This is a genomic window from Candidatus Binatia bacterium (assembly GCA_029243485.1).
In the GTDB taxonomy this organism is placed as follows: Bacteria; Desulfobacterota; Binatia; order UBA12015; family UBA12015; genus VGTG01.
This window is the reverse complement of the sequence record JAQWRY010000010.1, coordinates 65,417-87,855: the sequence shown is the minus strand read 5'-3', so window position 1 is coordinate 87,855 and position 22,439 is coordinate 65,417. Positions and strand designations below refer to the sequence as shown.

Annotated in this window: 22 protein-coding genes; 12 read left to right on the top strand and 10 right to left on the bottom strand. The window is 66.0% G+C overall.

Annotation, left to right across the window (positions count from 1 at the left end; all coding sequences use genetic code 11):
* Nucleotides 1–83: 83 nt before the first annotated feature.
* From P8R42_05340 to P8R42_05330, 3 genes are all read right to left on the bottom strand, one after another.
* On the bottom strand, nt 84–746 hold the full coding sequence (locus tag P8R42_05340) for a Coq4 family protein (GenBank protein ID MDG2304072.1): 663 nt from the start codon (nt 744–746) through the stop codon (nt 84–86).
* 9 nt (nt 747–755) lie between these two features.
* The gene (locus P8R42_05335; GenBank protein ID MDG2304071.1) at nt 756–2,174 is read right to left on the bottom strand and encodes a glycosyltransferase family 39 protein; all 1,419 of its coding nucleotides are present in this window, start codon (nt 2,172–2,174) and stop codon (nt 756–758) included.
* A gap of 134 nt (nt 2,175–2,308) precedes the next feature.
* The gene (locus tag P8R42_05330; GenBank protein MDG2304070.1) at nt 2,309–2,665 is read right to left on the bottom strand and encodes a hypothetical protein; all 357 of its coding nucleotides are present in this window, start codon (nt 2,663–2,665) and stop codon (nt 2,309–2,311) included.
* Between the two features lie 246 nt (nt 2,666–2,911).
* On the opposite strand from P8R42_05330, the gene P8R42_05325 reads away from it, so the two are divergent.
* Nucleotides 2,912–4,711, top strand: a complete 1,800-nt coding sequence (locus P8R42_05325) for a histidine kinase N-terminal 7TM domain-containing protein (protein ID MDG2304069.1) — start codon at nt 2,912–2,914, stop codon at nt 4,709–4,711.
* Here P8R42_05325 and P8R42_05320 read toward each other — a convergent pair.
* The gene (locus P8R42_05320) at nt 4,691–5,155 is read right to left on the bottom strand and encodes a wax ester/triacylglycerol synthase family O-acyltransferase (GenBank protein ID MDG2304068.1); all 465 of its coding nucleotides are present in this window, start codon (nt 5,153–5,155) and stop codon (nt 4,691–4,693) included. The genes P8R42_05325 and P8R42_05320 overlap by 21 nt on opposite strands.
* A 69-nt stretch (nt 5,156–5,224) precedes the next feature.
* Between P8R42_05320 and P8R42_05315 the strand changes: the two genes are divergently transcribed.
* Nucleotides 5,225–5,371 (top strand): hypothetical protein, encoded by a 147-nt coding sequence (locus P8R42_05315; GenBank protein MDG2304067.1) that lies wholly within the window; start codon nt 5,225–5,227, stop codon nt 5,369–5,371.
* Between the two features lie 7 nt (nt 5,372–5,378).
* Here P8R42_05315 and P8R42_05310 read toward each other — a convergent pair whose 3' ends face one another.
* A complete protein-coding gene (locus P8R42_05310; GenBank protein MDG2304066.1) occupies nt 5,379–6,392 on the bottom strand; it encodes a hypothetical protein in 1,014 nt (337 codons plus the stop codon).
* Nucleotides 6,367–7,782 (bottom strand): MBOAT family O-acyltransferase, encoded by a 1,416-nt coding sequence (locus P8R42_05305; protein ID MDG2304065.1) that lies wholly within the window; start codon nt 7,780–7,782, stop codon nt 6,367–6,369. The genes P8R42_05310 and P8R42_05305 overlap by 26 nt, the downstream gene beginning before the upstream one ends.
* 271 nt (nt 7,783–8,053) lie before the next feature.
* Between P8R42_05305 and P8R42_05300 the strand changes: the two genes are divergently transcribed.
* From P8R42_05300 to P8R42_05275, 6 genes are all read left to right on the top strand, one after another.
* Nucleotides 8,054–8,449, top strand: a complete 396-nt coding sequence (locus P8R42_05300) for a hypothetical protein (GenBank protein ID MDG2304064.1) — start codon at nt 8,054–8,056, stop codon at nt 8,447–8,449.
* 60 nt (nt 8,450–8,509) lie between these two features.
* Entirely contained in the window at nt 8,510–8,956 is a 447-nt protein-coding gene (locus P8R42_05295; GenBank protein ID MDG2304063.1) for a hypothetical protein, read from the top strand.
* Between the two features lie 51 nt (nt 8,957–9,007).
* On the top strand, nt 9,008–9,490 hold the full coding sequence (locus P8R42_05290; protein ID MDG2304062.1) for a peroxiredoxin: 483 nt from the start codon (nt 9,008–9,010) through the stop codon (nt 9,488–9,490).
* Nucleotides 9,491–9,601: 111 nt separating this feature from the next.
* On the top strand, nt 9,602–10,726 hold the full coding sequence (locus P8R42_05285) for a hypothetical protein (protein MDG2304061.1): 1,125 nt from the start codon (nt 9,602–9,604) through the stop codon (nt 10,724–10,726).
* A gap of 437 nt (nt 10,727–11,163) precedes the next feature.
* Nucleotides 11,164–11,616, top strand: coding sequence for a nuclear transport factor 2 family protein (locus P8R42_05280; protein MDG2304060.1), 453 nt, complete (start codon nt 11,164–11,166; stop codon nt 11,614–11,616).
* Between the two features lie 77 nt (nt 11,617–11,693).
* The gene (locus tag P8R42_05275) at nt 11,694–13,319 is read left to right on the top strand and encodes a hypothetical protein (protein MDG2304059.1); all 1,626 of its coding nucleotides are present in this window, start codon (nt 11,694–11,696) and stop codon (nt 13,317–13,319) included.
* A 369-nt stretch (nt 13,320–13,688) separates the two neighbouring features.
* Here P8R42_05275 and P8R42_05270 read toward each other — a convergent pair whose 3' ends face one another.
* Nucleotides 13,689–13,955, bottom strand: coding sequence for a hypothetical protein (locus P8R42_05270; GenBank protein ID MDG2304058.1), 267 nt, complete (start codon nt 13,953–13,955; stop codon nt 13,689–13,691).
* Nucleotides 13,956–14,119: 164 nt separating this feature from the next.
* Between P8R42_05270 and P8R42_05265 the strand changes: the two genes are divergently transcribed.
* Genes P8R42_05265 through P8R42_05250 form a run of 4 tightly spaced genes read left to right on the top strand, consistent with a single transcriptional unit; the run spans nt 14,120 to nt 20,138 of the window.
* Nucleotides 14,120–15,769, top strand: coding sequence for a carboxyl transferase domain-containing protein (locus P8R42_05265; protein MDG2304057.1), 1,650 nt, complete (start codon nt 14,120–14,122; stop codon nt 15,767–15,769).
* Nucleotides 15,766–17,700 carry a biotin carboxylase N-terminal domain-containing protein gene (locus P8R42_05260; GenBank protein MDG2304056.1) on the top strand — a complete coding sequence of 645 codons (1,935 nt, stop codon included), beginning with the start codon at nt 15,766–15,768 and terminating at the stop codon, nt 17,698–17,700. Before P8R42_05265 ends, P8R42_05260 begins: the two co-directional genes overlap by 4 nt.
* Nucleotides 17,701–17,709: 9 nt before the next feature.
* Nucleotides 17,710–19,467 (top strand): DUF1446 domain-containing protein, encoded by a 1,758-nt coding sequence (locus tag P8R42_05255; protein MDG2304055.1) that lies wholly within the window; start codon nt 17,710–17,712, stop codon nt 19,465–19,467.
* The gene (locus P8R42_05250) at nt 19,464–20,138 is read left to right on the top strand and encodes a TetR/AcrR family transcriptional regulator (GenBank protein ID MDG2304054.1); all 675 of its coding nucleotides are present in this window, start codon (nt 19,464–19,466) and stop codon (nt 20,136–20,138) included. Before P8R42_05255 ends, P8R42_05250 begins: the two co-directional genes overlap by 4 nt.
* On the opposite strand, the gene P8R42_05245 is transcribed toward P8R42_05250, so the two are convergent.
* From P8R42_05245 to P8R42_05235, 3 genes are all read right to left on the bottom strand, one after another.
* Entirely contained in the window at nt 20,135–20,950 is an 816-nt protein-coding gene (locus tag P8R42_05245; protein MDG2304053.1) for an SDR family oxidoreductase, read from the bottom strand. The genes P8R42_05250 and P8R42_05245 overlap by 4 nt on opposite strands.
* An 11-nt stretch (nt 20,951–20,961) precedes the next feature.
* Nucleotides 20,962–21,708: a VOC family protein gene (locus tag P8R42_05240; protein ID MDG2304052.1), complete on the bottom strand. Its 747-nt coding sequence runs from the start codon at nt 21,706–21,708 to the stop codon at nt 20,962–20,964.
* 104 nt (nt 21,709–21,812) lie between these two features.
* On the bottom strand, nt 21,813–22,361 hold the full coding sequence (locus P8R42_05235) for a hypothetical protein (GenBank protein MDG2304051.1): 549 nt from the start codon (nt 22,359–22,361) through the stop codon (nt 21,813–21,815).
* Nucleotides 22,362–22,439 lie beyond the last annotated feature (78 nt).

Genomic DNA, 22,439 nt, shown 5'->3' with positions numbered 1-22,439 from the left:
ACAGCACGTAGCCATACTACGCATTCAAGCCCGAATTTAACCCCCTTCTGAAGTGGTCCGCCCTCGACCCGCCGCTGGCTCCCCTATGCCAGGTCGTACTCGGCCCGAAGCTCGGCCAGGGGCCGCTCCCAGTGGTCTTCCCAGTGAACCGGCAGCAAAGATTTAGCCTTGCGGCCGAGAGCCCAACCTTCGGTGATCGCGTCCATCACGACGGGTAGGAGCTCGGGTTTGTACAGGACCATCTGCAACGGACGACTCGCTATGATCATCGCGGGATACGGCGCGGGGGTCTGCGCGACGGTGAAACTCACCACGCGGACCTCGCCGAGCGGCGTCGTGTCGAAGCCCGTCAGGACGTGGAACAGATCGTGGAGCTGGAAGCCTCGCTCCGCGAGGTAGCCGACGTCGTCGCCGCGCTCGCGGTGCGCCGGAATGAACGCGGATTCACGTAGAAGATTCGCATCGAGCCCGTTTTCGGTCAGATACCGCTCGAACTCCCTGCCGAGCGTACCGTCCGGCAGCGTCGCGAGGTACGCGACGTCCGGCGCGGGACTGAGGTAACGGTCCTGCAGCATCTCCGGCGTGCTCGGGTTCGCGAGCGCCATCGCATCGAAGCCCTTCAGGGCCTCCTCATCGCCGACGCGCATGTAGGTGAGTGCGAGCGGAACGGACGCACGCGGGTCCCAACTCGCAAGGGAATCGAGAAGCCCCTGCACCAATTCCGGATCTAGCTTTGGAGATTCCATGACAGGAGCCTAGCGCACGGTGCCCTTCTCTGGGAGGTGCCGACGGACCGGTCGGCGCGCGGGTCGACCGAACGCCGCCGCAACCTTTCCGCCGTTCTCGAAGCGCTCCAGGATCTCCCACCGCTCGCCTTCGGCGCGTGCGACTAAACTCTGCGTGAATGCGTCCCCCTGCGCAGTCCAGGCGAGGATCTCCGGATGCTGATGCGTCGATGCGGAATTGAGGGGGACCGAAACGTATCCGAGCCTGGGCTCGCGCAGCACTTGGCCGAGCGGCCATCCGGCTGCGATCACCGCACCTTGGTGATGGGCCTCGAGCCACGCCGCCAGCTCCCGGTGCGTCTCGACCACATCGACGTACTCGAGGTTGTTTTCGTAGGACCCCGAGCCCTCGCGCGTGCCGTCAATCGTGAGCGCGAACGACGCTCCTGCCGCGATGACGGCCACGACCGGCACGAGCTTCCACCTTCGGCCAAGCGCGACCACCCCCAGGCCCGCCGCCACCGACAGGAAAGGGAAGGCAGGAAGGAGATACCGCGGGAGAACGTACAAGGCGCCGAACGCCGCCCAGAAAGGGATCACCACAAGTGCCAGCAGCGGAAGTTCGCGGAATCGGTACTCCCGTCGTCCGAACGTCAAGGCGACGACCGTGCACGCCGTCAGAATCCATCGCCCTTGCTCGACGAAGAGCCAACGAGAAACCCACCGCACCTTTTCGAACGAGAGCGTTACGAGCGTGTTTGTGTCGAAGTACGAGTTGTTCAGGAGCCGACCGGTCGTGATCCACGACGCCGCGAAGAACGCGGCGAGCATGAGCCCGGGTGTCGCCAGCACGACCGCTTCCCGCAAATGCCGAGGCCGGTCGGATCGAACGAGTGCGTGGTACACCGCAATGCCGACCACGATGCCGAGGCCGGTTTCCTTCGCGAGCAAAAGCGCAACGGCGGAGACGAAGTACGGCAGCCGCCGCTCCTCGAGATAGAAGAGGGTCGCGGCGAGTCCGAGCGCGGCGACGGCCATGTCTCCGTGCATCAATCCGGCCTGGGCGAAGAACAGCGGATTCAGCAGCAGGAACAACGCCGAAACGAATGCCGCGGCAGAACCTCCGATCCGCTCACCGACGCGGAACGTTAGATAGAGGGTCGTCGCTCCGAGAGTCACGGCCACGAGATGGGTCAGCCAGATGCTATGTCCGAAGAGCCGGTAGGCCGACGCCAGTAGCAGATAGAGCCCCGGTGGATGACCGAAGAACTGGGTCGGCGGATGGAGTCCGGGCAAAGCGCGGTGAAGCCCCGAATCGGCGAGCCAGAGCGCGCGCGAAACATACGCGCCGGCCTCGTCCCAGTGATACGGAAGCGCCAGCAGCGGCAGCTTCAGAACAAAGAGCGAGCCGAAAGAGAGCGCCGCCAGGGCCCGGGATCGTCGCTCCACGCGTCTGGCCTACCACCAAGGGGCTCGACGCCCAATCGCCACCTTCCGGCCGGCGTACGACCGACTTTCGCTCAAATCCCGAGGGAGGACGCTTCTTGTCGAAAGAGCCTCGGGAAGGTTCCCGCGAGCGTGGACTACAGCGACCTCGCGCAGCTCCCATTCCCGGCCCCGTGAAGATCTCTCGCGCCGAAACGAATCTCGACACGCTCGCCCAGAAAAAGTGCGTCCAGGGTGGCGCCTCGGCCCCGGCGGCGCTCGGCTTCGTCAATCGCACGAGCCCCGGCGAGACCATTCCCATCGCCGACTGCATAGACGTAAACGCGTGCCTCGTGTGCCTCGCCGACACCCACGCCAACTCCGAATCCGACTCCGACTCCGACGCCCACACCGATCCCCACCCCGACACCGAACCCCACACCGACGCCCACGGCGGCGGCTCGGATGTCGATCTCGATTCCGAGACGCGACTGCCGCCCGGAACGCAGTACCACGTGAATTACTACCAGCGGTTCGGCTTCATACCGCCCAGGGTGGGGGGCCTGCGTCAGCGGCGCCAAGGTGAACGTGAACTCGACTGGCTGGGACCTCCTCCTGGCCCAAATCACGATCACGAACCACAGCAACGTCCACAACGGCGTGCACGGCACGCTCCTCACCCACACCCCGCGCTGACCGAACCGGGACTTTCGGAGAGCATTGGTCGCCCCGGCCACCGAGATGGGGTAGCCTATCGCGTCTTGGGCAACGTCGTCCTCAACATCCTGTACCTGCTGTCCCTTGCGTCGATGATCCCATTGGCGACGGCGGTCTGGAGAAGGCGCACAGCCCCCGGCGCGCCCGGCCTCTTAGTGCAGATCATCGGAATCGCGATCTGGTGCTTCGGATACGGACTGGAAAACGCATCGTGGACGCCGTGGTGGAAACTTCTCGGCACCAAGATCGGCTACATCGGCATCGTGATGGTGCCGCTCAGCTGGCTCATGTTCACCGCGAAGTTCCTGCGAGGCCGCCCTCTGCCCAACGGCTGGATCGTTGGTCTCGCGGTGATCCCGGCGATCACGCTCATCGCGGTGTGGACCAACGGGCTCGAGGGGGGTCTCCAATGGAGCCGGCTCGAGTTCGACCCACCCCACCTCCGCCTCACTCCCGGCCCTTGGTACTGGGTCGCCTACGGGTACAGCACGGTCGTCTTCGTGATCGCCACCTGGTCCGTGATCCGCGGGCTTTCGCATTCCACCAAGCTGATGAGACGCCAAGCCCGCGTACTGCTCGCGGCAGCGCTGATCCCCTGGATCGCGAACGTGACCTACACCACCGGGCTCAGCCCGTGGCCCGACGTCGACCTCGCACCATTCGCGTTCGGCCTCGCCGCCGTCCTCGTCACGTGGAGCCTCCTGCGTATCGGCTTTCTCGATCTCGCGCCGATCGCCCGGGGGATCGCCGTCGAGCAGATGCGCGACGGCTGGATCGTCGTCGACCACCGCGGCCGCGTCGTCGATCTGAATCCGGCCGCGGAGAGATTTCTCGGTCGCCCGACGTCGCTCGTGAACGGCTGTGACCTCGCCGACATTCTTCCCGAAGGACCCGACGCGCTGCGGCTCGCGCACGACAAGACGGGCCGGCTCGAATCGGCCGGGATCGAGATTGCGCGCGGTAACCTCGGCGACCGCCGCTGGTATGAGCTTCGCGCCTGGCCGCTCAAGGAGCGCTCCGGCCACTTCGTCGGCGACATGCTCGTAATGCAGGACCGAACGGAGAGCATCGTCATCGCGCGCTCCCTTGCCGATGCGCGCGACCTCGCACAATCCGCCGACGACGCAAAGAGCGACTTCCTCGCGACGATGAGCCACGAGATCCGGACACCAATCCACGGCATCCTCGGCATGACCGAAATTCTCCTCGACTCCGATCTCCAAGACGAGCAGCGCGAGTGCGCCGAGCGCTCCCGGGCGGCGACGCTCAACCTCCTCAACATCATCAACGACATCCTGGACTTCTCGAAGATCGAAGCCGGGAAGCTCATACTCGAGCGCGAGCCGTTTGAACTGCGCCGGGTCGTAGACGAGACCCTCGGTCTCGTCGCGACCGCCGCCGTCGAGAAAAAGCTGGCATTGACCAGCACGATCGAGCCAGGCGTTCCCGAACAGGTCCTCGGAGACGTGGGCCGGATCCGACAAATCTTGCTGAACCTCGTCGCCAACGCCGTGAAGTTCACCGAGACCGGAGAGGTCGCCGTGCGCGTCGACGCCTGCCGTAACGGCGGACCGAAAGACCGTCTGCACTTCGAGGTGCGCGACACCGGCATTGGGATCCCCGACGAAGCGAAGGAGAAGCTCTTCGAATCGTTCTCCCAGGTCGGCCCCTCGATCGCTCGCAATTACGGGGGAACGGGACTCGGGCTCGCCATCGTGAAGCGCCTCGTCGAGCAGATGGGCGGCGAGGTCGGCTTCGAGAGCGCTCCGGGCGCCGGCAGCACCTTCTGGTTCCGAGTCCCGCTTGCCGCCGAAACCGCGGGTTCAACCGCCTCCGGGAACTGACTCCGGCTGGGCCTCGGCGAGCCGGCACCGGGCGATCCAGTCACTGCCGATCGATCCCACGTAGAGGTCCAACGGTGCCCGCAGGCCGCGCTTCGCTTCGTCCGTCAACAGGGTGAGACCACTCGGCGCTTTGCGCGGACGCCACGGGGGCGCCTCCTCGATCGAATCGTCGGGCTCGACCAGCATCAGGACGGTCGAGATGTCGACGCCCGAGACGCCGTCGATCATGCAGTGATGCGTTTGGGTGACCATCGCCCACTGGCCGTTCGGGAGCCCCTCGACGATCCACAACTCCCAGAGCGGACGATTTCGGTCCAATCGCTGAGACATGATGCGCCCGACGAGCGCCTTCAACTTCGCGTCATCACCGAGACGCGGAAGCCAAGTGTGGCGAACGTCGTACCGCACGTTGAATCGATCGTCGTCGGACCTGTTGTTCGACACCATCCGCGATCAGTTCGGCAGCATCCGGGAAGCACCGAGAGACGGGATCGAGCGCGCGCCGGAATCCCCGTGGGGCTGATGAGCTACGACGGCCAGGTCTGCTGGTGCATGACGTCGGATGCGAAGCTCGTCCCCGACATCGAGAAGTTCGGCTACGCCCTCGGGGCGTCATTCGCCGAGCTGCACGCCTCGTTCAGCGAAGCCGCAACCGTATAGGCCCGGCTCAGCTCGGCCCGGCGAGCTGCCGTTGCAGCACTCGCGCAAGCGCCCGCGTGAACTCCGGCGCGTCGCGAAAGTCGATGTGCGAGCCGTCCGGCGTGGCGATCGACCGTAGCTCCTCGTAGTCCTCGAAGTGGATCGCGGGACCACCGACGCGCCGCACAAGCACTTCCCAGAAGCTCTCGCGCGGAAACTTCTGCTCCTCCATCGCCGCCAGCGCTCCACTTCCCGGCATCCGGACCAGGACGACCTCTCCGCCTCGCGCGCGAATCGCTTCCACAGCCTTCGCAACCTCGTCGAGGATCCGCCCCCGGACGACGGCTCCGGGCGGCTCCTCCGCGGCCAACCGTCGCACCCAGCGATTCTCCAGAATGGCGGCGCGAGCGCGCGAGAAGTCCATCTTCGCGGACCGGTCGGGAAGAACCCACCGCTCCCGCGGCACGAGCGCGAAGCCGCCGTGAGCGAGGCCGAGCATTCGATCGAAAGACAACTCCGGATTACGGAACGCGAGATGGCCACCGACGGCACCGTCGATCCATGCCTCGAACGTCTCGGTCTGGCTCGCCGCGAGCGCGTGGCTCTCCTCCACACGCCGCCGCGCGCGTGCCTCACGCTGCCGCGTCCATTGGAAGAGGATTCGTTCCGTCACCTCGACAATCACGAGCCCCGAGAAGGACGCGTCCGCCGCGAGATCTTCGAGCACGGGAAGCGGCGAGCGCCCTTGGAGAGCCAGTTGGATCGGCGCGGGCCAACCGGTCTCGTCGGCAAACACGTCCAGATCGAACCCGTACTGCGCCCGCGACGCGCCCACGATCACGCTGCCCGGCTGCTCGACGCCGTCGGCCCGACGTCGCTGCGCACTCCACAGTCGCGCGGAGTCGCTGACCGCGACTGTAAACCCGCGCGCGCGCCACTGCTGTTCGGCGCCACCCAAGACGAGCGCCGCCAGGACGACCGCCAGGAGCCACGTGCGCCCCCACGGCCCACCGACCTCAGAACTGGAAGTAGAGGAAGGCACGGTCATTCCCGGGGCTGAGCGCGATTGCCACCAACATCGCCGCGAGCACGACGGACCTCCCCCACCAGGGGAGAAGTCCCGCCGTTCCCGCGAACGTGCGTTCGCGCATGAGTTGATTGCCGATGAGCATGAGGGCCGTCGCAGCAAGCCCCAGCTCGAGTTGGACGCGATCCAGGGCGAGCTCGCCCGCACCGCCGGTCCACATCGTTGAGGACATGGACAGCGCGCTCCCGAGATCAGGCGCGCGGAAGAAGACCCAAGCGAAGCATACCAGAAGATAGGTCCCGACCGTCACGAGAGCGCGGCCAAGTAGTCCACCGGGCTCGACCCAGTGCGGATAACGCTCGCGGATCTTCCTCTCGACCATCAGGTAGAAACCGTGCAGCGCTCCCCACACGACGAAGAGCCAGCTCGCCCCATGCCACAGGCCACCGAGCAGCATCGTCACTAGAAGATTCATCGACACGCGAATCGGAACCCGCCGGTTCCCACCGAGCGGAATGTAGAGATAGTCCCGCAACCAGGTCGACAAACTGATGTGCCAGCGACGCCAGAAGTCCGAAAAGCCGAGAGACGCGTACGGGCTTCGGAAGTTCGTCGGGAGCGTGAAGCCGAGGCAGCGCGCCGCGCCGATCGCGATCGTCGAGTAGCCCGCGAAATCGAAGTAGATCTGCCCCGAGAAGGCGAACACGCCCGACCAGGCCGCGATGAATCCCGCCTTCTCCGCGTCGGCGAAGACCGTATCAGCAAGCGGCGCCAGCATCGCATCGGCCAGGACGGTCTTGAAGAACAGCCCGACGACGATCAGCGACAAGCCCCAACCGAGATCCTCGTCGCTGCTTCGTCGGGATTCGCGACACTGCGGAAGGAACTCTCCCGAACGAACAATCGGACCCGCGACCAGTTGCGGAAAGAACGTCACGTACAACGCGAAGTCGAGGAACGACGGCCACGGCTTCTGCCCGCGATACACGTCGATCGTGTAGGACAGCGTCTGGAACGTGTAGAACGAGATGCCGACCGGAAGCACGATGTTGGGCGCGGCCGGCTGGAAGTCGCCGCCCATCGACTGGACGAGCGCAACGAAATTCTCGAGCAGGAAGCCGCCGTACTTGAAGAAGCCGAGGAGACCGAGGTTCGTCGCGAGACTCAGGCCCAGAAACGCGCGTCGCCGCCCGATCGTCGTCGCGCCTGCGATACCCCGCGACGCGAACCAGTCGATGACCGTCGAGATCCAGATGAGCAGAACAAACGGCGGATTCCAGGCAGCGTAGAAGACGTAGCTGAAGAGCAGCAGCATCCCCTTCCGCCACGCCCACGGCAAAGGGAGCTGGTAGCCGGCGACGACTACGGCAAAGAACAGAAGGAAGCTGAAGGAATCGAAGACCACCGGCGTGCGAACTCGGATCGCCCACGATAGTGCCGCGCCGCGGGCGCTGTTGGCAACCCCGCATGGCCCATATTGACAACTCCCCCCCCCCGCGGGGCCGAAGCTCCCCTCGTCGTGCCCCCGGCCCGAGCGCAGAACTTCGACTATTCCCAATCGCCCGTTCCCGTCCGCGACGATATCGTCAGAGCAAACGAACGGGCCTCGGATCAGCTCCGCCATGCGGGCAACCGGTGGGCCGGATTGTCACCGATTCCACCCGCCTCACGCACGATTGGGTGAACAAGATCGCCGCGCAGGAGGCCACCACGTCGAACTACTCGGCATCGTCGTCACGATCATCAGCATCGACGAGTTGCATCGCGGACTCGGCATCGCGCTCCTCCCGCTGCCGACACCTACACCCGGTGAGCCCACGCGGGTCCGACCCGACGGCTTGGCCGAAGGCGTCGCCTGGGGCCCGATGATGACCGCCGGCGGCTCCCGGAACGGCCCGAACGCGGACCTCTTCGAGGGCCTGCCGATCGTACCGAACGTGATCGCCGCAATGAGCCTCGTGCCCTATGCCGTTCGGGAGCTGAAGGACCTGTCCGAATCGTACTACGTCCCACTGCTCCAGGTCGCGAATCCTAGCTCCCACGGCAAGGCGCTCAACCAGTGCTTCTATTGAACGAGTGCGCACGCCGGCCTGCTCCGTGCGAGTGGCCAAGCCCAAGGGACCGATCTGAACGTGAGCGCCATCGCCGAAGGGGCCTCGCGCGCCAGTGATTCCGGCATCGCGCACGCCGACCTTCTGATTCGATTCGCCGAAGCCCTCGTTGCGTACGACGAGGCCGCGCTCGCAAAGCTCCGCGGCCCGATCACCGAAGCCGTCGGGCCGGAGGACTTCCTCGAAGCTGCGGCCGTCGCGGCGAACTTCCAGCGGATGGTGCGCATCGCCGACTCGACCGGTACCCCGCAGGACGCTCCCGTGATGGCTCTCGCGGGCGACGCCATCGACCAGCTCGGGCTCCGCGACTTTCCGCCGGCCGCGAACACCCCGCCGACTAGCATGATGGCCCGCGTGATCGGTCCGCTGATCCGGCCGTTTGCCGCGAAGATCAGGACGTTGAACGCCCGCCTCATGAAAAGTACTACCGCCAATCCCACGCTTGAGCGCCTGCTCGCCCGCAGGTAGCAATCTGGACGAACCCAGCCGTGGCCTCGGCCACGCCAAAGTGAGGAAATCATGGCAATCAAAGAAGGCGACTCGCTCCCCGGCGTCACTCTGACCGAAATGGTCGACGGCGCACCCACTCCCACCGCGCTTGCGGACCTGACCAAAGGCAAGAAGGTCGTCTTCTTCGCCGTTCCCGGTGCATTCACCCCGACGTGCTCCGCCAAGCACCTGCCCGGCTTCGTCGAACAGGCCGGCGCGCTCAAGGGTAAGGGCGTGGACGAGATCGTCTGCCTCTCGGTCAACGACGTGTTCGTGATGGACGCCTGGGGCAAAGCCCAGAGCGCTGGCGGCAAGGTCCGCATGATCGCCGACGGCAACGGTGAGCTCGCCGCCGCGATGGGCCTGCAGATGGACGGCAGCAAGTTCGGGATGGGCCAGCGCTCGCAGCGCTACGCCATGATCACGAACGACGGCAAGGTCGAAAAGCTCCTCGTCGAGCAGGGCCCCGGTTTGGACGCGTCCAGCGCCGAATCGGTTCTCGGTAACCTCTAGGATTCCCGTTTCGAATCGGAACCCGGCGGCGCTCGAGAGGGCGTCGCCGTTTTTCGTGGAACCAGAGCCGCACCTTTACAAACGAACCAGAGCTGTTGTTTACCTGCTTCCGTGACTGATCGACTCAAATCCGCCCACCAGACCTGGCTCGACGCCCAGGGGCGTGTCGTCGAGATCCTCGAGCAGGCGAAGCAGCCCGGCGCGCCGGCCGATTGGGCCGAGGGATATCGATGGGCGACCCGGCTCGCGTCCATCGCGCTCGAATGGGTCGTGGAGAAGAACGATCCAGAACACCCGGTGATGTTCCTGCAGCAGGATGCCTACAAGAAGTTCATCGTCGACAACCCCGACGTGAGCTATCACTTCTGCGTTCTGGACGACGGGCAGAGCTATCGCCTGTCCGGGAACCGTGGCGAAGCACCCTACGTGGGCCTCACCTTCGGCAGTGACATCTTCCACTGGGGCCAGGGAGGGGGCGGGGGGGGAACGCTCGCCCAATCGAATCTGGACGACTTCGAGATCGCCGACGACGGCACCTTCGAGATCACGATCAGCCGGGAGCGGTGCGACGGCAACTGGGTCGAGATGGTGCCCGAGATCCAGCACCTCGCCGTTCGCGAGACGTTCTTCGACAAGGAGACGCAGCGGGGCGCGGTCCTGCACGTCGAGCGCCTCGGCGAACCAGTGCCTCCACCGCGCCTCACGCCCGACGCATTCGCGGACAAGCTCGAGCTCGCCGCGAGCTTCCTCACGTTCGTCGCGCAGACGTGCGTGTCGATGTACGAGGGGACCACAGCCAACACCAACCGCATCACGGGCGCGCCGGGACAAGCCCACGTCGACGCTCAGGACGACGAAGTCGACACGCACTGCAGCACGGAGATGCTGTACATGGGCGGTCGCTGGAAGATCGAGGACGACACCGCACTGATCGTCACGATCAAGCGACCACCGGCGGACTTCATGTACTGGGGACTCGTTCTCGTGAACCCCTGGGCTGAGTCCTACGACTACCGCTACGCGCCGACGTGCACGAACAACCACCGCGCGACGGCGAGCCCGAACGGGGACTGGCGAATCGTCATCGCCGCACGCGATCCAAGCGTTCCGAACTGGCTCGATACCGGAGGACGGCTCGAGGGTCAGATGCTCCTGCGCTGGGTCCTGGCCCCGAACAGCACGCAGAACCCCGAGTGCGCGGTCGTTCCGCTCGACCGCGTCTCCTCAGTCCTCTGAGGAAACGTCCGGCACCGTTGCTTACGGAACGCAGGCCGTAGCAGCAGGTGCGTTCCGGGGTTCCGGACTTAGAGCGTCGCACCGAAGCCTTGTCGGATCCCCGATCTCGATCGACGAGTCACGCGAGGTGAGCGTCAATCGGCGACCCGCATCCGAGCGAAGGCCGTCCCTCATACGTAGAAGCCGCCCGCTTGCGGCGCGCCACGCAGCTCGCCTCAATCCGGCTCCCCGAACAGCAGATGAGTCTGAAATCCGGCGACATCGACCGGCGCACCACTCTCGACGCGCGGCGTCACCAAATCGATCAGCCCCTGGGCCTTCGCCGGCGTGTACTCGGTAAAGTTCTCGCTGAGAACCCGCTGCGTCGTCGGTGCCCCGTCGCGGGCCAGTCCACCCGGACAGCTGGAGTGCCGCCCGGAGTCCCAGTAAGCTCACGCATGGCCGACAGCGCACGTGAGATCGAAAACCTCCTGTACACCTACGCCGAACGGATCGATGCCGGGGACCTCGGCGGGGTGGCCGACCTCTTCCAGCACGGGCGGATCCTCCCCTCCCCCGATGCAGCGCACGAAGTCGGGTTCGAAGGAAGAGACAAAGTCCTCGGCATGTACCAGGCGGCGACGCGCCTCTACCAGGACGGCACGCCGAAGACGCGCCACATGACGACCAACGCGATCGTGGAAGCGAACGACGACGCCGGAACCGGGTCAGCGCGAAGCTACTACACGGTCTTCCAAAGTACCGATGCGCTCGCCCTGCAACCGATCATCTGCGGCCACTACCACGACACGTTTCAGCGCATCGACGGCCAGTGGTGGTTCGATACTCGGACGATGTTCATCGACCTCGTCGGGGATCTGAGCCAACACCTGCTCTACGAGCTCGGCTGAGGCGCAACCGGCCGAAAAAGTTCGTTGCCGCGCGGGGGGCGCGGTCGTGTATAAGGGAAGGCCAATCGGAGGTCCTTATGCCCAGCTACTCAGCCCGCTTCTTCTCCGTTTCCGTGGCCGCCCTCGGCGTGCTCACGGCCGCGCTCGCCCTTCCCGATACGGCCGCTGCCCTGTCGAATGAAGCCACCTGTCTCGTGAAGATGAGCAGCGGCGCCGCGAAAGTCGCGAAGGCACAAGGCGGCGAAGCCCGGCGCTGCCTCAAGGCGCGCGCGAAGGGCGACCTCGACGCCGCGGAGGCCACGGCCTGCCTCCTCGCCGACGGGAAGGGCAAGGTGGGCAAAGCGACGGGCAAGACCACCGACACCGAGGCATCGAAATGCAGCGCGATCCCGAGCTTCGGGTTCAGCGGCGCCGCACAGGTAAACTCGAGCGCCACAACAGAACAGCTCGGCGTGGCCCACGAGATCTTCGGAGCCGACATGGGTGACGCGGCGATTCTCTCCGCAACCGATTCCACCGGAGCCTCGTGCCAGGCCGCCGTGCTCAAAGCGACCGGCAAGGTTGTCGCGCAGGAGCTGAAGGCCTTCTCCAAGTGCCAGAAGACGGGCCTGCAGGACGACTCCATCAGCGACACCGTGTCGCTCGCTGCTTGCCTCGACGACGTCGCGGCTGACGCGAACGGCAAGATCGCGAAAGCCCGCGCCGGCATCACGAAGGCACTCGACCAGAAGTGCGGAGGCGTCGATCTCGATACCGCTCTTCCCGGTACGTGTAGCGGCTCAGGCGACTTCTCGGCGTGCCTGTCTAGGCGCGCCGATTGTCGGGCGTGTCTCCTCCTTTCCGACTCGAGCGCACTCGGCGCCGGCTGCGACTTGTACGACGACGGCACCGCGAACCTGAGCTGCATCCAATGCAATGGAGCCGCATCACTCTGCGATCGCCCGTTCGATGAGGTCTCCTACGCGACCTCCCACAACGCGATGTCGACCGACGCCGAGGGCTGGCTCGCACCCAACCAACAGGTCTCAGTGCCCGACCAGCTCGACGCCGGAATTCGGTCCTTGATGTTGGACACATGGTATTGGGGTGGCGACGCCGTCCTGTGCCACGGCGGCGAGATCGCCCCCGGCCTCGGCTGTGACATCACCGGTGAAAAACCCCTGGACGTCGGCCTCGCGGAGCTCACGACCTACCTCGATACCCACCCGCACGAAGTGCTGTCGATCATCTTCGAGAGCTACATCTCCGAGGCGGACACCGCGGCCGATTTCGCGGCAAGTGGGCTCTTGGCCCACGTCCACACGCAGCCCGTTGGCACACCCTGGCCGACGCTTCGCGACCTGATCGCCGCCGGCACCCGCCTCGTCGTGTTCACGGACGACTGGGGCGGGACGCTCCCCTGGCATCACTACGTATGGGCCCACGCCTGGGAGACGCACTTCTCGTTCACCACCCCGGCCGCCTTCTCCTGCACGCCGAATCGCGGCTCGACGAGCAACGCGCTGTTTATCCTGAATCACTTCTTGACGAAACCGTTCGCGTCTCAGGCACTGGCCGAGATGGTGAATCACAGCCCACTCTTCATCGATCGGGCGGAGCAGTGTCAGAGCGAATCGGAGGACCTGCCGAACTTCGTCACGGTCGACTTCGAGAACATCGGAGAGGTCTACGACGTGGTGCGGTCGATGAACGGCCTCCCTTGAAATCGCACGCCGTCCAGAAGTAGATCCGCAACGGCCCGCACGCGCGGGACCGATGGCATACCGCACGCGCAGACGAGGTGGAGCTCGCTCGACGGCGCGAAGCTTCTCGTCGGCGATGCTACTAGCCACACGGCGTGGGGCTGGGAGAACAGCATCGAGCCCGGAACCTTCTCCCACGACGGGCCCCGTAGTGTGGCGATCCTGCACCGCCTGAGAAGGCGCGCCCGCGAGCATCCGGCCCTCGAGGTCCATCTCGGCCACCAGCGGTTCCCCTGAACGCGACGCCTGGCTGCCCTTCGGGAGCACCCGGCACCCTGACGCGCGAAAGCGCCTGAGTACCGGGGCCCAAAAGGCTTGGTTACTTCAGAATCAGCCGTTCGCGGGAACGCGCTTCATCATGGGGACCTTCAACGGGCGATAGCGCCGCGGCGAAGAGTTCTCCCACTTCCAGTTCGAGACCGTCACCGGACGGCCGGTCCGCGAGTACATCTCGTTGCGCTTTTGAACCTGGTTCCTCTGGATGTTGCGCGCCTGGATGCCGAAGTTCTTCCCGCCCACGTTGGGGCCGGCATGACCGGCAGCCACCGAAACCAGAACGAATGCTCCTGCAAGAACTGCGATCCCCATCTTCTTCATTTGTCGTCTCTCCTCCGTTTACTTCCGAGCATTACCGCTCGGTCGACACCATGGTTAGCCGAGTTCGATGCTGTGGCAATGTCTTGCGGTAATAATGCTTGATTTTCATTACCGGCCCGGATAGCGAAGGCGCTTCAACGCTCACCGCTTTTCGGAGGACCAACATGCAACCAGCGCTGCTCGCCCCCCCCCTGCGCTCGACGCTCGACCCCCGTACCCCGGAGTTCCAGGAAAACCGCGATTCGATGGTCGAAAAGCTTGGGGAGATCGAAGAACTTCTCGACCAGGCCGAGATCGGCGGAGGCCTCCATCACCACGAGCGCCTGGCCAAGCGGGGGAAGCTGCCCGTCCGCGAGCGCATTGCCCTCGCCCTCGACCCGGATAGCCCGTTCCTCGAGATCAGCTCGCTTGCCGCCTACAACTCCGACTACGCGATCGGCGGAGGAGCCATCGTCGGGATCGGGGTGATCGCCGGCGTCGAGTGCGTGATCTTCGCGAACGACCCCACGGTCCTCGGCGGCGCGCTCACCGACTACGCCGCCAAGAAGTGGATGCGCGCACTCGAGATCGCGCGCGACAACCGGATCCCGTACGTCAGCTTCGTCGAGTCCGCCGGCGCCGATCTCCGGATGGAACCCCCATCCGACAAGAAGACCCGCCGCCCACCCAAGACGACTCACTTCGCCGAGACTGGACGGTTCTTCTACGAGATGATCGAGCTCTCGAAGCTCGAGATTCCGACGGTCTGCGTCGTCTTCGGCAGCTCGACCGCGGGCGGGGCGTATCAGCCCGGGATGTCCGACTACAATGTCGTCATCAAGAAGCAGTCGAAGGTCTTCCTGGCGGGACCACCGCTCGTGAAGATGGCGACCGGCGAGGAGTCTGACGACGAGAGCCTCGGCGGCGCGCAGATGCACGCCGACATCTCAGGCCTCGCCGAATATCTCGCCGAGGACGAACCGGACGCTCTGCGGCTCTGCCGGGAAGTCGTTTCCCACCTGAACTGGCGCAAACCCGGACCGGAGCCGTCGCTCCGCGCCGACCCGCCGGTTCTCGAGCCCGAGGAGTTGCTGGGCATCATCAGTTCGGATCACCGCCGCCCCGTCGAGATCCGCGACGTCATCGGACGCATCGTCGACGGATCACGCTTCGAAGAGTTCAAACCGCGGTACGGCGCGACGCTAGTGTGCGGCTTTGCCTCGATCCACGGATACCCGGTTGGCGTTCTCGGCAACAACGGCGTCGTCTACCCCGAATCGGCGGAGAAGGGCGGGCACTTCGTCCAGCTCTGCAACCAGATCGATCTTCCGATCCTCTTCTTGCAGAACCTCACGGGCTTCATCGTCGGCCGCGACTTCGAAGAAGCCGGCATGATCAAGAAGGGGTCGCAGCTCCTCAACGCAGTCACGAACTCGATGGTGCCTCACCTTACGGTCATCGTCGGCGCGTCGTATGGAGCGGGCACCTACGCGATGTCCGGGCGGGCGTTCAACAACCGCTTCACGTTCCTGTGGCCCAGCGCGAAGATCGCGGTAATGGGCGGCAAGCAAATCGCCGGCGTCATGTCGATCGTGCGCCGCGGCCAGGCCGCGCGAAAGGGAGAGCCCTTCGACGAAGAGGCCGATGCGCAACTCGTCGCCGCCGTGGAAGCCATTCAGGAGAAGGGGTCGGTCGCGCTCGAAGCGACCGGCGCCATCACGGACGACGGCATCCTCGACCCGCGCGACACCCGGACAGCCCTCGGCATCTGCCTTTCGGTGGTCCGCAACACGCCCATCGAAGGCGCGAACGGATACGGAGTGTTCCGCCTGTGAGCTTCACGACGCTACTCGTTGCCAACCGCGGGGAGATCGCCCGCCGAATCATGCGCAGTGCCGCCAACATGGGGATCCGCTCCGTCGCCGTCTACGTCGATGCCGACGCGGATGCCCCGTTCGTGAAGGATGCCGACGAAGCCGTTCGCCTCGAGACCTCCTACCTCGACGGCGCCGCGATTCTCGCCGCCGCGAAGACGACCGGCGCCGGCGCGATCCACCCCGGCTACGGCTTCCTGTCGGAGAATGCGGGCTTCGCCGCCGACGTCGCGGCCACCGGAATCGCCTGGGTCGGCCCCTCTCCCGAAGCCATCGAGCAGATGGGAGACAAGATCGCCGCGAAGGCCCTCGCCGTTGCGTCCGGCGTCCCCACGCTGCCCGGGTCCGAAGATCTGGCGAAGGCAAGCGAAGTGGGTTTCCCCCTTCTCGTGAAGGCCGCGGCCGGTGGTGGTGGCAAGGGCATGCGCGTGGTCGCGTCGGCCGATGCGCTCGAGGAGTCTCTGGCCGCCGCGAAGCGCGAGGCGCTCGGAGGATTCGGGGACGACCGCGTGTTCCTCGAACGATACGTCGCTCGCGCGCGTCACATCGAGATCCAGATCCTCGGAGACGGGCACGGCAACGTCGTTCATCTGGGCGAGCGCGAGTGCTCGATCCAGCGAAGACATCAGAAGATCCTCGAAGAGTCCCCGTCGCCGCGCATCGACGCTGCGCTACGCGCCACGATGGGCGACGCGGCGCTGCGGCTCGCGAAGGCCCTGGGGTACCAGTCCGCCGGCACGGTCGAATTCCTGGTCGACGACGACACCGGCGAGTTCTTCTTCCTCGAAGTGAACACGCGTCTCCAGGTCGAGCACCCTGTGACCGAGCTAGTGACCGGAATCGACCTCGTCCGAGAGCAGTTGCGCGTCGCCGCGGGAGAACCACTCGGATACGCCCAGAGCGACATCACGTTCGCTGGCTCCGCGATCGAGGCGCGCCTGTACGCGGAAGATCCCGCCGGCGATTTCCTCCCTGCCATCGGAACCCTTGCCGCGTTCCAGCCGGCCGAGGCCCCCATCGTGCGTTGGGACTCCGGCGTGGTCCAGGGCTCCGTAGTCGGAACCGACTTCGATCCGATGCTCGCGAAGGTCATCTCCCACGCCCCCACCCGCAGCGAAGCCGCGGGCCGCCTCGCGCTCGCTCTGGCCCGCACGCACCTCGGCGGCGTCGTGACGAACCGAGACTTCCTGGTCGCGACCCTGCGCACGGCCGAGTTCCTGGCGGGCGATACGACCACCGACTTCATCGACCGCGTTAAGCCCGCGCGAGGACTCTCGCCCACCGACGCCGACCGTGAGCACGCGGCGCGCGTCGCCGCCTTGTGGGTCCAGGGTGTGAACCGGGCCGACGCGACGATCCTCGGCATGGCACCGTCCGGCTGGCGCAACGCACGTCTTCCCGATCAGAAGCTCGTCCTCGACCACGGCGAAGACAGCGTCACCGTGTCCTATCGCTCACAGCGCGACGGCCGCTTTCGCTTCAGCGACGGAACGCTGGCCCGCATACACGATTGGCGCGAGGGCGGGATCGACGTCGAGATCGGCGGGCGGCGATCCGAAGCCCGCGTCACCCGGAACGGAACCGAGATCATCGTTCAGACCCCACACGGCGATCTCACCCTCAAGGAACGACCACGGTTCAAGGTGCCCGGCGCGGACGAGGCCGAAGGCGGGTTCGTTGCGAAGATGCCCGGAAAAGTGATCGAGCTTCGCGTGAAGGTTGGGGACGCGGTGCAGGCCGGCGAGACGCTCCTCGTCCTCGAAGCCATGAAGATGGAACATCCCATGCGCGCCGCCGAGAGCGGCACCGTCACCGAAGTGCGCGTGACAGAGGGCGAGCAGGTCGACGCCGGCGCTCTGCTCCTCGTCGTCGAACCAACGGAAGAAGGATAGGAGGCCCCCATGGCTGATCCCATTCGCATCGCGAACTGTTCGGGTTTCTTCGGGGACCGACTCTCCGGCGCCCGAGAGATGGTGGAAGGAGGACCGATCGACGTCCTCACCGGCGACTGGCTCGCCGAACTCACGATGCTCATCCTCGCGCGCACCCGCCTGAAGAGGCCAGGGGGCGGCTACGCCCGCACCTTCGTCACGCAGATGGAGCAGGTCATGGGAACCTGCCTCGACAAGGGCATCAAGGTCGTGAGCAACGCCGGCGGGCTCGACCCCGACGGCTGCGCGGAAGCCGTTGCCGAAGTCGCGGACAAGCTCGGCCTGCATCCGAAGATCGCGTACGTCTGCGGAGACGACCTCCTCCCGCGGATGGACGATCTCGTGGCTGCCGGCGCTCTCTCGCATTTCGCGCGCGACGCGCCAATCAAGGACGCGTCCGCCTTCCTCACGGCGAACGCCTACATCGGCATCTGGGGCGTCGTCGACGCGCTAAACGATGGCGCGGATATCGTAATCACCGGGCGCGCAACTGACGCCGCGATCGTCTGCGCCCCCGCGGCGTGGCACCACGGCTGGGGGCGAACGGACTGGGACGCGCTCGCGGGCGGCGTCGCCGCGGGCCACGTCATCGAATGCAGCTCCCAGGCTACCGGCGGGAACTACTCTTTCTTCAAGGAGGTCCCGGGGATGAACCGCGTAGGCTTCCCGTGGGCCGAGGTTGCCGCCGACGGTTCGTCCGTCATCGGCAAGCACGACGGCACCGGCGGCCAGGTCTCCATCGGAACCGTGACCTCGCAGCTGCTCTACGAGATCGGCAGTCCGCGGTACTTCGGGCCAGACGTCACGACGCGGTTCGATACGATCCAGCTCGAACAACAAGCGACCGACCGCGTCCGCATGTACGGCATTCGGGGCGAGCCCCCGCCGGAGACGCTCAAGGTCTGTATCAATCGCCACGGTGGGTTCCGCAACGAGATGAACGTCTGCCTCACCGGTCTCGATATCGAAGAGAAGGCGACGCTCGTCGAGGAGAGCTTCTGGGAGGCGTGCCCGTTCTCCCCCGAAGACTTCGCGCACGTGACGACCCGCCTCGTGCGCACCGATCGTGCGGATCCGGAATCGAATGAGCAGGCGGTCTCGATCCTCCGTATCAGCGTGAAGGATCCCGACGAGAAGAAGGTCGGGCGCGCCTTCTCGAACGCGGTGATCGAGCTCGCGCTCGCGAGCATCCCGGGTTTCTTCGGCGTGGGCGGCGGGCCCGGCCCGGGACGCCCGTTCGGCGTCATGGAGGCGGCCCGCATTCCGGCGTCGCTCGTGCCGCAGGAAGTCGTGATGCTCGGCGGCGAAACGCGGGAAGTCTCCTCCGTCATCCCGACCGCCGACGTCCTTGTAGAGCAAACGGCGGGGCCGACGGTCGCGGTCCCCACGGGGCCGACCCGGCGCCTGCCGCTCGGGACGATTTACGGTGCCCGCTCCGGCGACAAGGGGGGCAACGCGAACCTCGGCATCTTTGCCCGGAGCGACGACGCCTTCGTGTGGCTCGAGCGGTTCCTCACTACACAGAAGCTGAAGGAGCTTCTCCCCGAAGCTGCCGAGCTCACGGTCGATCGCCACCCGCTTCCGGCGATCCGCTCGATCAACTTCCTCCTTCACGGGCTCCTTCAGGAAGGCGTCGCGGCCTCGACGCGACAGGATCCGCAAGCCAAGAGCCTCGGCGAGTGGCTCCGTGCGCGAGTCGTCGACCTGCCGGAGGCATTGCTGTCTTGAGCAGCGCGCTCGCGCCGAAGGACGATCGCGTACGCTTTCCCGGCGTGCGCGCGCCGAAGCCACTGCTTTCACCGAAGGCCGAACGGGAACTCAGCGACCGTCAGCTCGATCTCCTCGACGCGTTGGAGGCTCAGCTCACCGCCGGCGGCGTGGCCGATCTCACGATGGCGCAGATCGCTGCTCGCGTGAACTGCTCCCTTCGAACACTGTACGCGATCGCCCCGAGGAAGGACGAGCTGATTCTCGTGGTCGTCGACCGGCGCCTGCGCCGCATCGGTCGCGCCGCGGTCGAAACCTTCGACGCGTCGATGCTCCCGCTCGACGCACTTCGCGCCTACCTCCAGGCCGCCAACGAAGCCGTGCAGCCCGAGGCGGTCGCGCTTTCCGCCGACTTCGCCAAGGTCACCGGCGCTGAGCAACTCCTCTCCGCTCACGAGGACTACCTGATTGCGGTCACACAGAACCTGCTCGACCGCGCGGTCTCGGAGCGGCAGATTCCACAGGTCGATACGGCCGCGGTCGCCCATGTCCTCGGAGGACTCGGTCGCGAGTTCGCCCGGCCCGAACTCGCCGAGACGATGCGTACCTCTCCGAAGGCGACCGCCGATGCGATCACCGATCTCCTGCTGGCGGGACTGCGCGCGGGCTCCCGGCCCGATGAAGTCTGCTAGTAGACCGCTTTCACCCACCCGCCGTCTACGTTGATCGCCGCGCCGCTGATCCAGCTGGCGCGCTCGGACGCGAGGAAGGTCACGATCCCCGCGAGATCCTCCGGCGTCCCGACGCGCCCAACCGGGAGCGGACGGCGCGGAATGTAGTACCGGTTCACCACCTCGTCCGCCGAAAGCCCGGTCACGTCTTCGCCCTGCTCCTCTAACCTCCGGGCCGCGCTGCGCTCGACCGCGGGGGTCCTTGTGAGACCCGGCACGACGCAGTTCACGATCACGCCGTCTTTGGCATACGCCGTCGCGAGCGTCTTGGAGAGGGCCATGAGCCCGGCCTTCACGCAGTTGTAGTGGACCACCACCGCGTCGGGCTGCCGAGCCGACGTCGACGCGATGTTGATCACGCGCCCCCAACCGCGCTCGACCATGGTGGGGATCAGACGGCGCGAGAACCGAACCGCGGACATCAGGTTCAAATCGAATGCGGCCTGCCAGTGTTCGTCAGTGAGGTTCTCGAAGCCGGCGGGTCCCGGCGCACCGCCCACGTTGTTCACCAGGATGTCGACGCGCCCGGCCTCGGCGAGGACCACATCGCACACCTTGGTCGCACCTTGTGGCGTCGCGAGATCCGCTGTGACGACTATCGCGCGACGCCCCTGGGCCTCGATCGCCTGTGCCGTCTCGAGAAGTGGATCGCGGCCACGCGCGCAGACCGCGACGTCGGCACCTTCCCGCGCGAGCTCGACGGCGATCGCGCGTCCGATGCCGTATCCCGCGCCAGTCACCAGAGCGAGCTTCCCCTGCAGAGCCAGTTCCATGATACGTAACCTCAGGGCGCCTTGAGCCGGATCGAAGTTCCGGCGATCGTGACGCGGTCCCCGTCCACCGGAAGTCCGCGTTCGCGCGCGACCTCGAGCGCCTTGTCCCGCCCCGGTGCCGTCAACTCCATGCCGTGGAAGCCCTCGCGCCCGGTGCCGCGCACGAACCGCACGGCGTTCCCATCGAGCGGCCAGTCGAAGCCGTCTCCCTGCGGCACGAGCTCGCGGCCAAACAATTCCGTCCAACGACGCCCCACCGGATCGGGCGCTTCAGTGTAGACCTCGGCCGCGCGAATCTCGCTCACGACGTCGGTCGAAACCGCTTCTCTCCACGTGCCCCCGGCCCAGCGCCACTCGTCCGGCTCTTGGCACTGGTCGAGCGAGACGATCGCGCCCCCGACATCCCGCGGGTGGAGATGAATCGTCGCGATGTCTTCCAGCTCGACCTCCCAAACGACGCGAGCGCCGCCGGCCAGGACGCGAGAGCGCGCGGTCGCCAGATCATCTGTTTGGAGAATCACCATGTACCCTCCGTCCCCGCCGTTGCGCTCGAGTTGCCGGCCCGCCGACGTGCCGTCCGTCGCCGGAGATACCACCTCGAGGAACTGATTCCCGATTGGCATGAGCGCATTCACAAGGCCGAACGTCGCGACCCCCGGGTCACGAAAACAAACCGACACGCCGAGAACCGCGCAGAGGTCCTCCACGACCGGTTCCAGATCACGCGCGACCAGGGCCAACTGACGGATTCGCAGCATGGAGGCACTATTCTTCGCCGCCGCCGCGCGCGCAATGCCCGGACGACGACGCGGCCCGCCGAAAAAGCGGGGCCGCGCAAGGGGGCCGAGAGAAACTCGACCGGTCAGTTCCGCAAGTAGAGCCTGTCGTTGCGGTGCAGAAGAGGAGTCGATTCGAACTCGTAGTGGCCGGTTCCGTGGGACGACTCGTGCCGGACCTCGACGTAGACCGCTCCACCCAGGGCATGCCAGTGCGCGCGGAAGTACACGACGACCGACCAGAAGGGACCGTGGCGGGGATCCTCCTGGAGGAAGGCCTGGATCGGTCGGCACCAGGCATCGCGGAAGATCCGCTTCGTGGGCAGGTGACCGTTGGTCTGGATCAGGTCGAGGTAGAGGTCGTCTCCCGGACAGTGGCAGCACGACTGGACGCACACACAGCTCTGATTCGGCTGCGGAGGCGCGAGCTTGTAGACGTCGACGTCACCGGGGTAGTCGAGCCGCGCATCGACGACATCGCCGGGGCGCACACGGGTCGCATTGTGGCAGGTATTGTTCGGATTCTGGCGATTCTGACGACGCTCGCAGGTGTCCGCGATCGGGATCGCGCCGCCGGGCAGCGTAGGGAAGATACACTCGAGGCCGGGAGTGCACTGGCTGGAGTCTCCGCACACGTCGCCGTGGTCCGCGCGACACGTACCGCCTGTAGCGGCTCGACCGACACGTAGTACTGGCGCAAATGCAGCGGCACG

What these genes read in the sequence shown, in the direction of transcription:
- P8R42_05340 (MDG2304072.1), bottom strand. Translation starts at nt 746, where the DNA reads ATGGAATCTCCAAAGCTAGATCCGGAATTGGTGCAGGGGCTTCTCGAT.
- P8R42_05290 (MDG2304062.1), top strand. Translation starts at nt 9,008, where the DNA reads ATGGCAATCAAAGAAGGCGACTCGCTCCCCGGCGTCACTCTGACCGAA.
- P8R42_05280 (MDG2304060.1), top strand. Translation starts at nt 11,164, where the DNA reads ATGGCCGACAGCGCACGTGAGATCGAAAACCTCCTGTACACCTACGCC.
- P8R42_05275 (MDG2304059.1), top strand. Translation starts at nt 11,694, where the DNA reads ATGCCCAGCTACTCAGCCCGCTTCTTCTCCGTTTCCGTGGCCGCCCTC.
- P8R42_05270 (MDG2304058.1), bottom strand. Translation starts at nt 13,955, where the DNA reads ATGAAGAAGATGGGGATCGCAGTTCTTGCAGGAGCATTCGTTCTGGTT.
- P8R42_05265 (MDG2304057.1), top strand. Translation starts at nt 14,120, where the DNA reads ATGCAACCAGCGCTGCTCGCCCCCCCCCTGCGCTCGACGCTCGACCCC.
- P8R42_05255 (MDG2304055.1), top strand. Translation starts at nt 17,710, where the DNA reads ATGGCTGATCCCATTCGCATCGCGAACTGTTCGGGTTTCTTCGGGGAC.
- P8R42_05245 (MDG2304053.1), bottom strand. Translation starts at nt 20,950, where the DNA reads ATGGAACTGGCTCTGCAGGGGAAGCTCGCTCTGGTGACTGGCGCGGGA.
- P8R42_05240 (MDG2304052.1), bottom strand. Translation starts at nt 21,708, where the DNA reads ATGCTGCGAATCCGTCAGTTGGCCCTGGTCGCGCGTGATCTGGAACCG.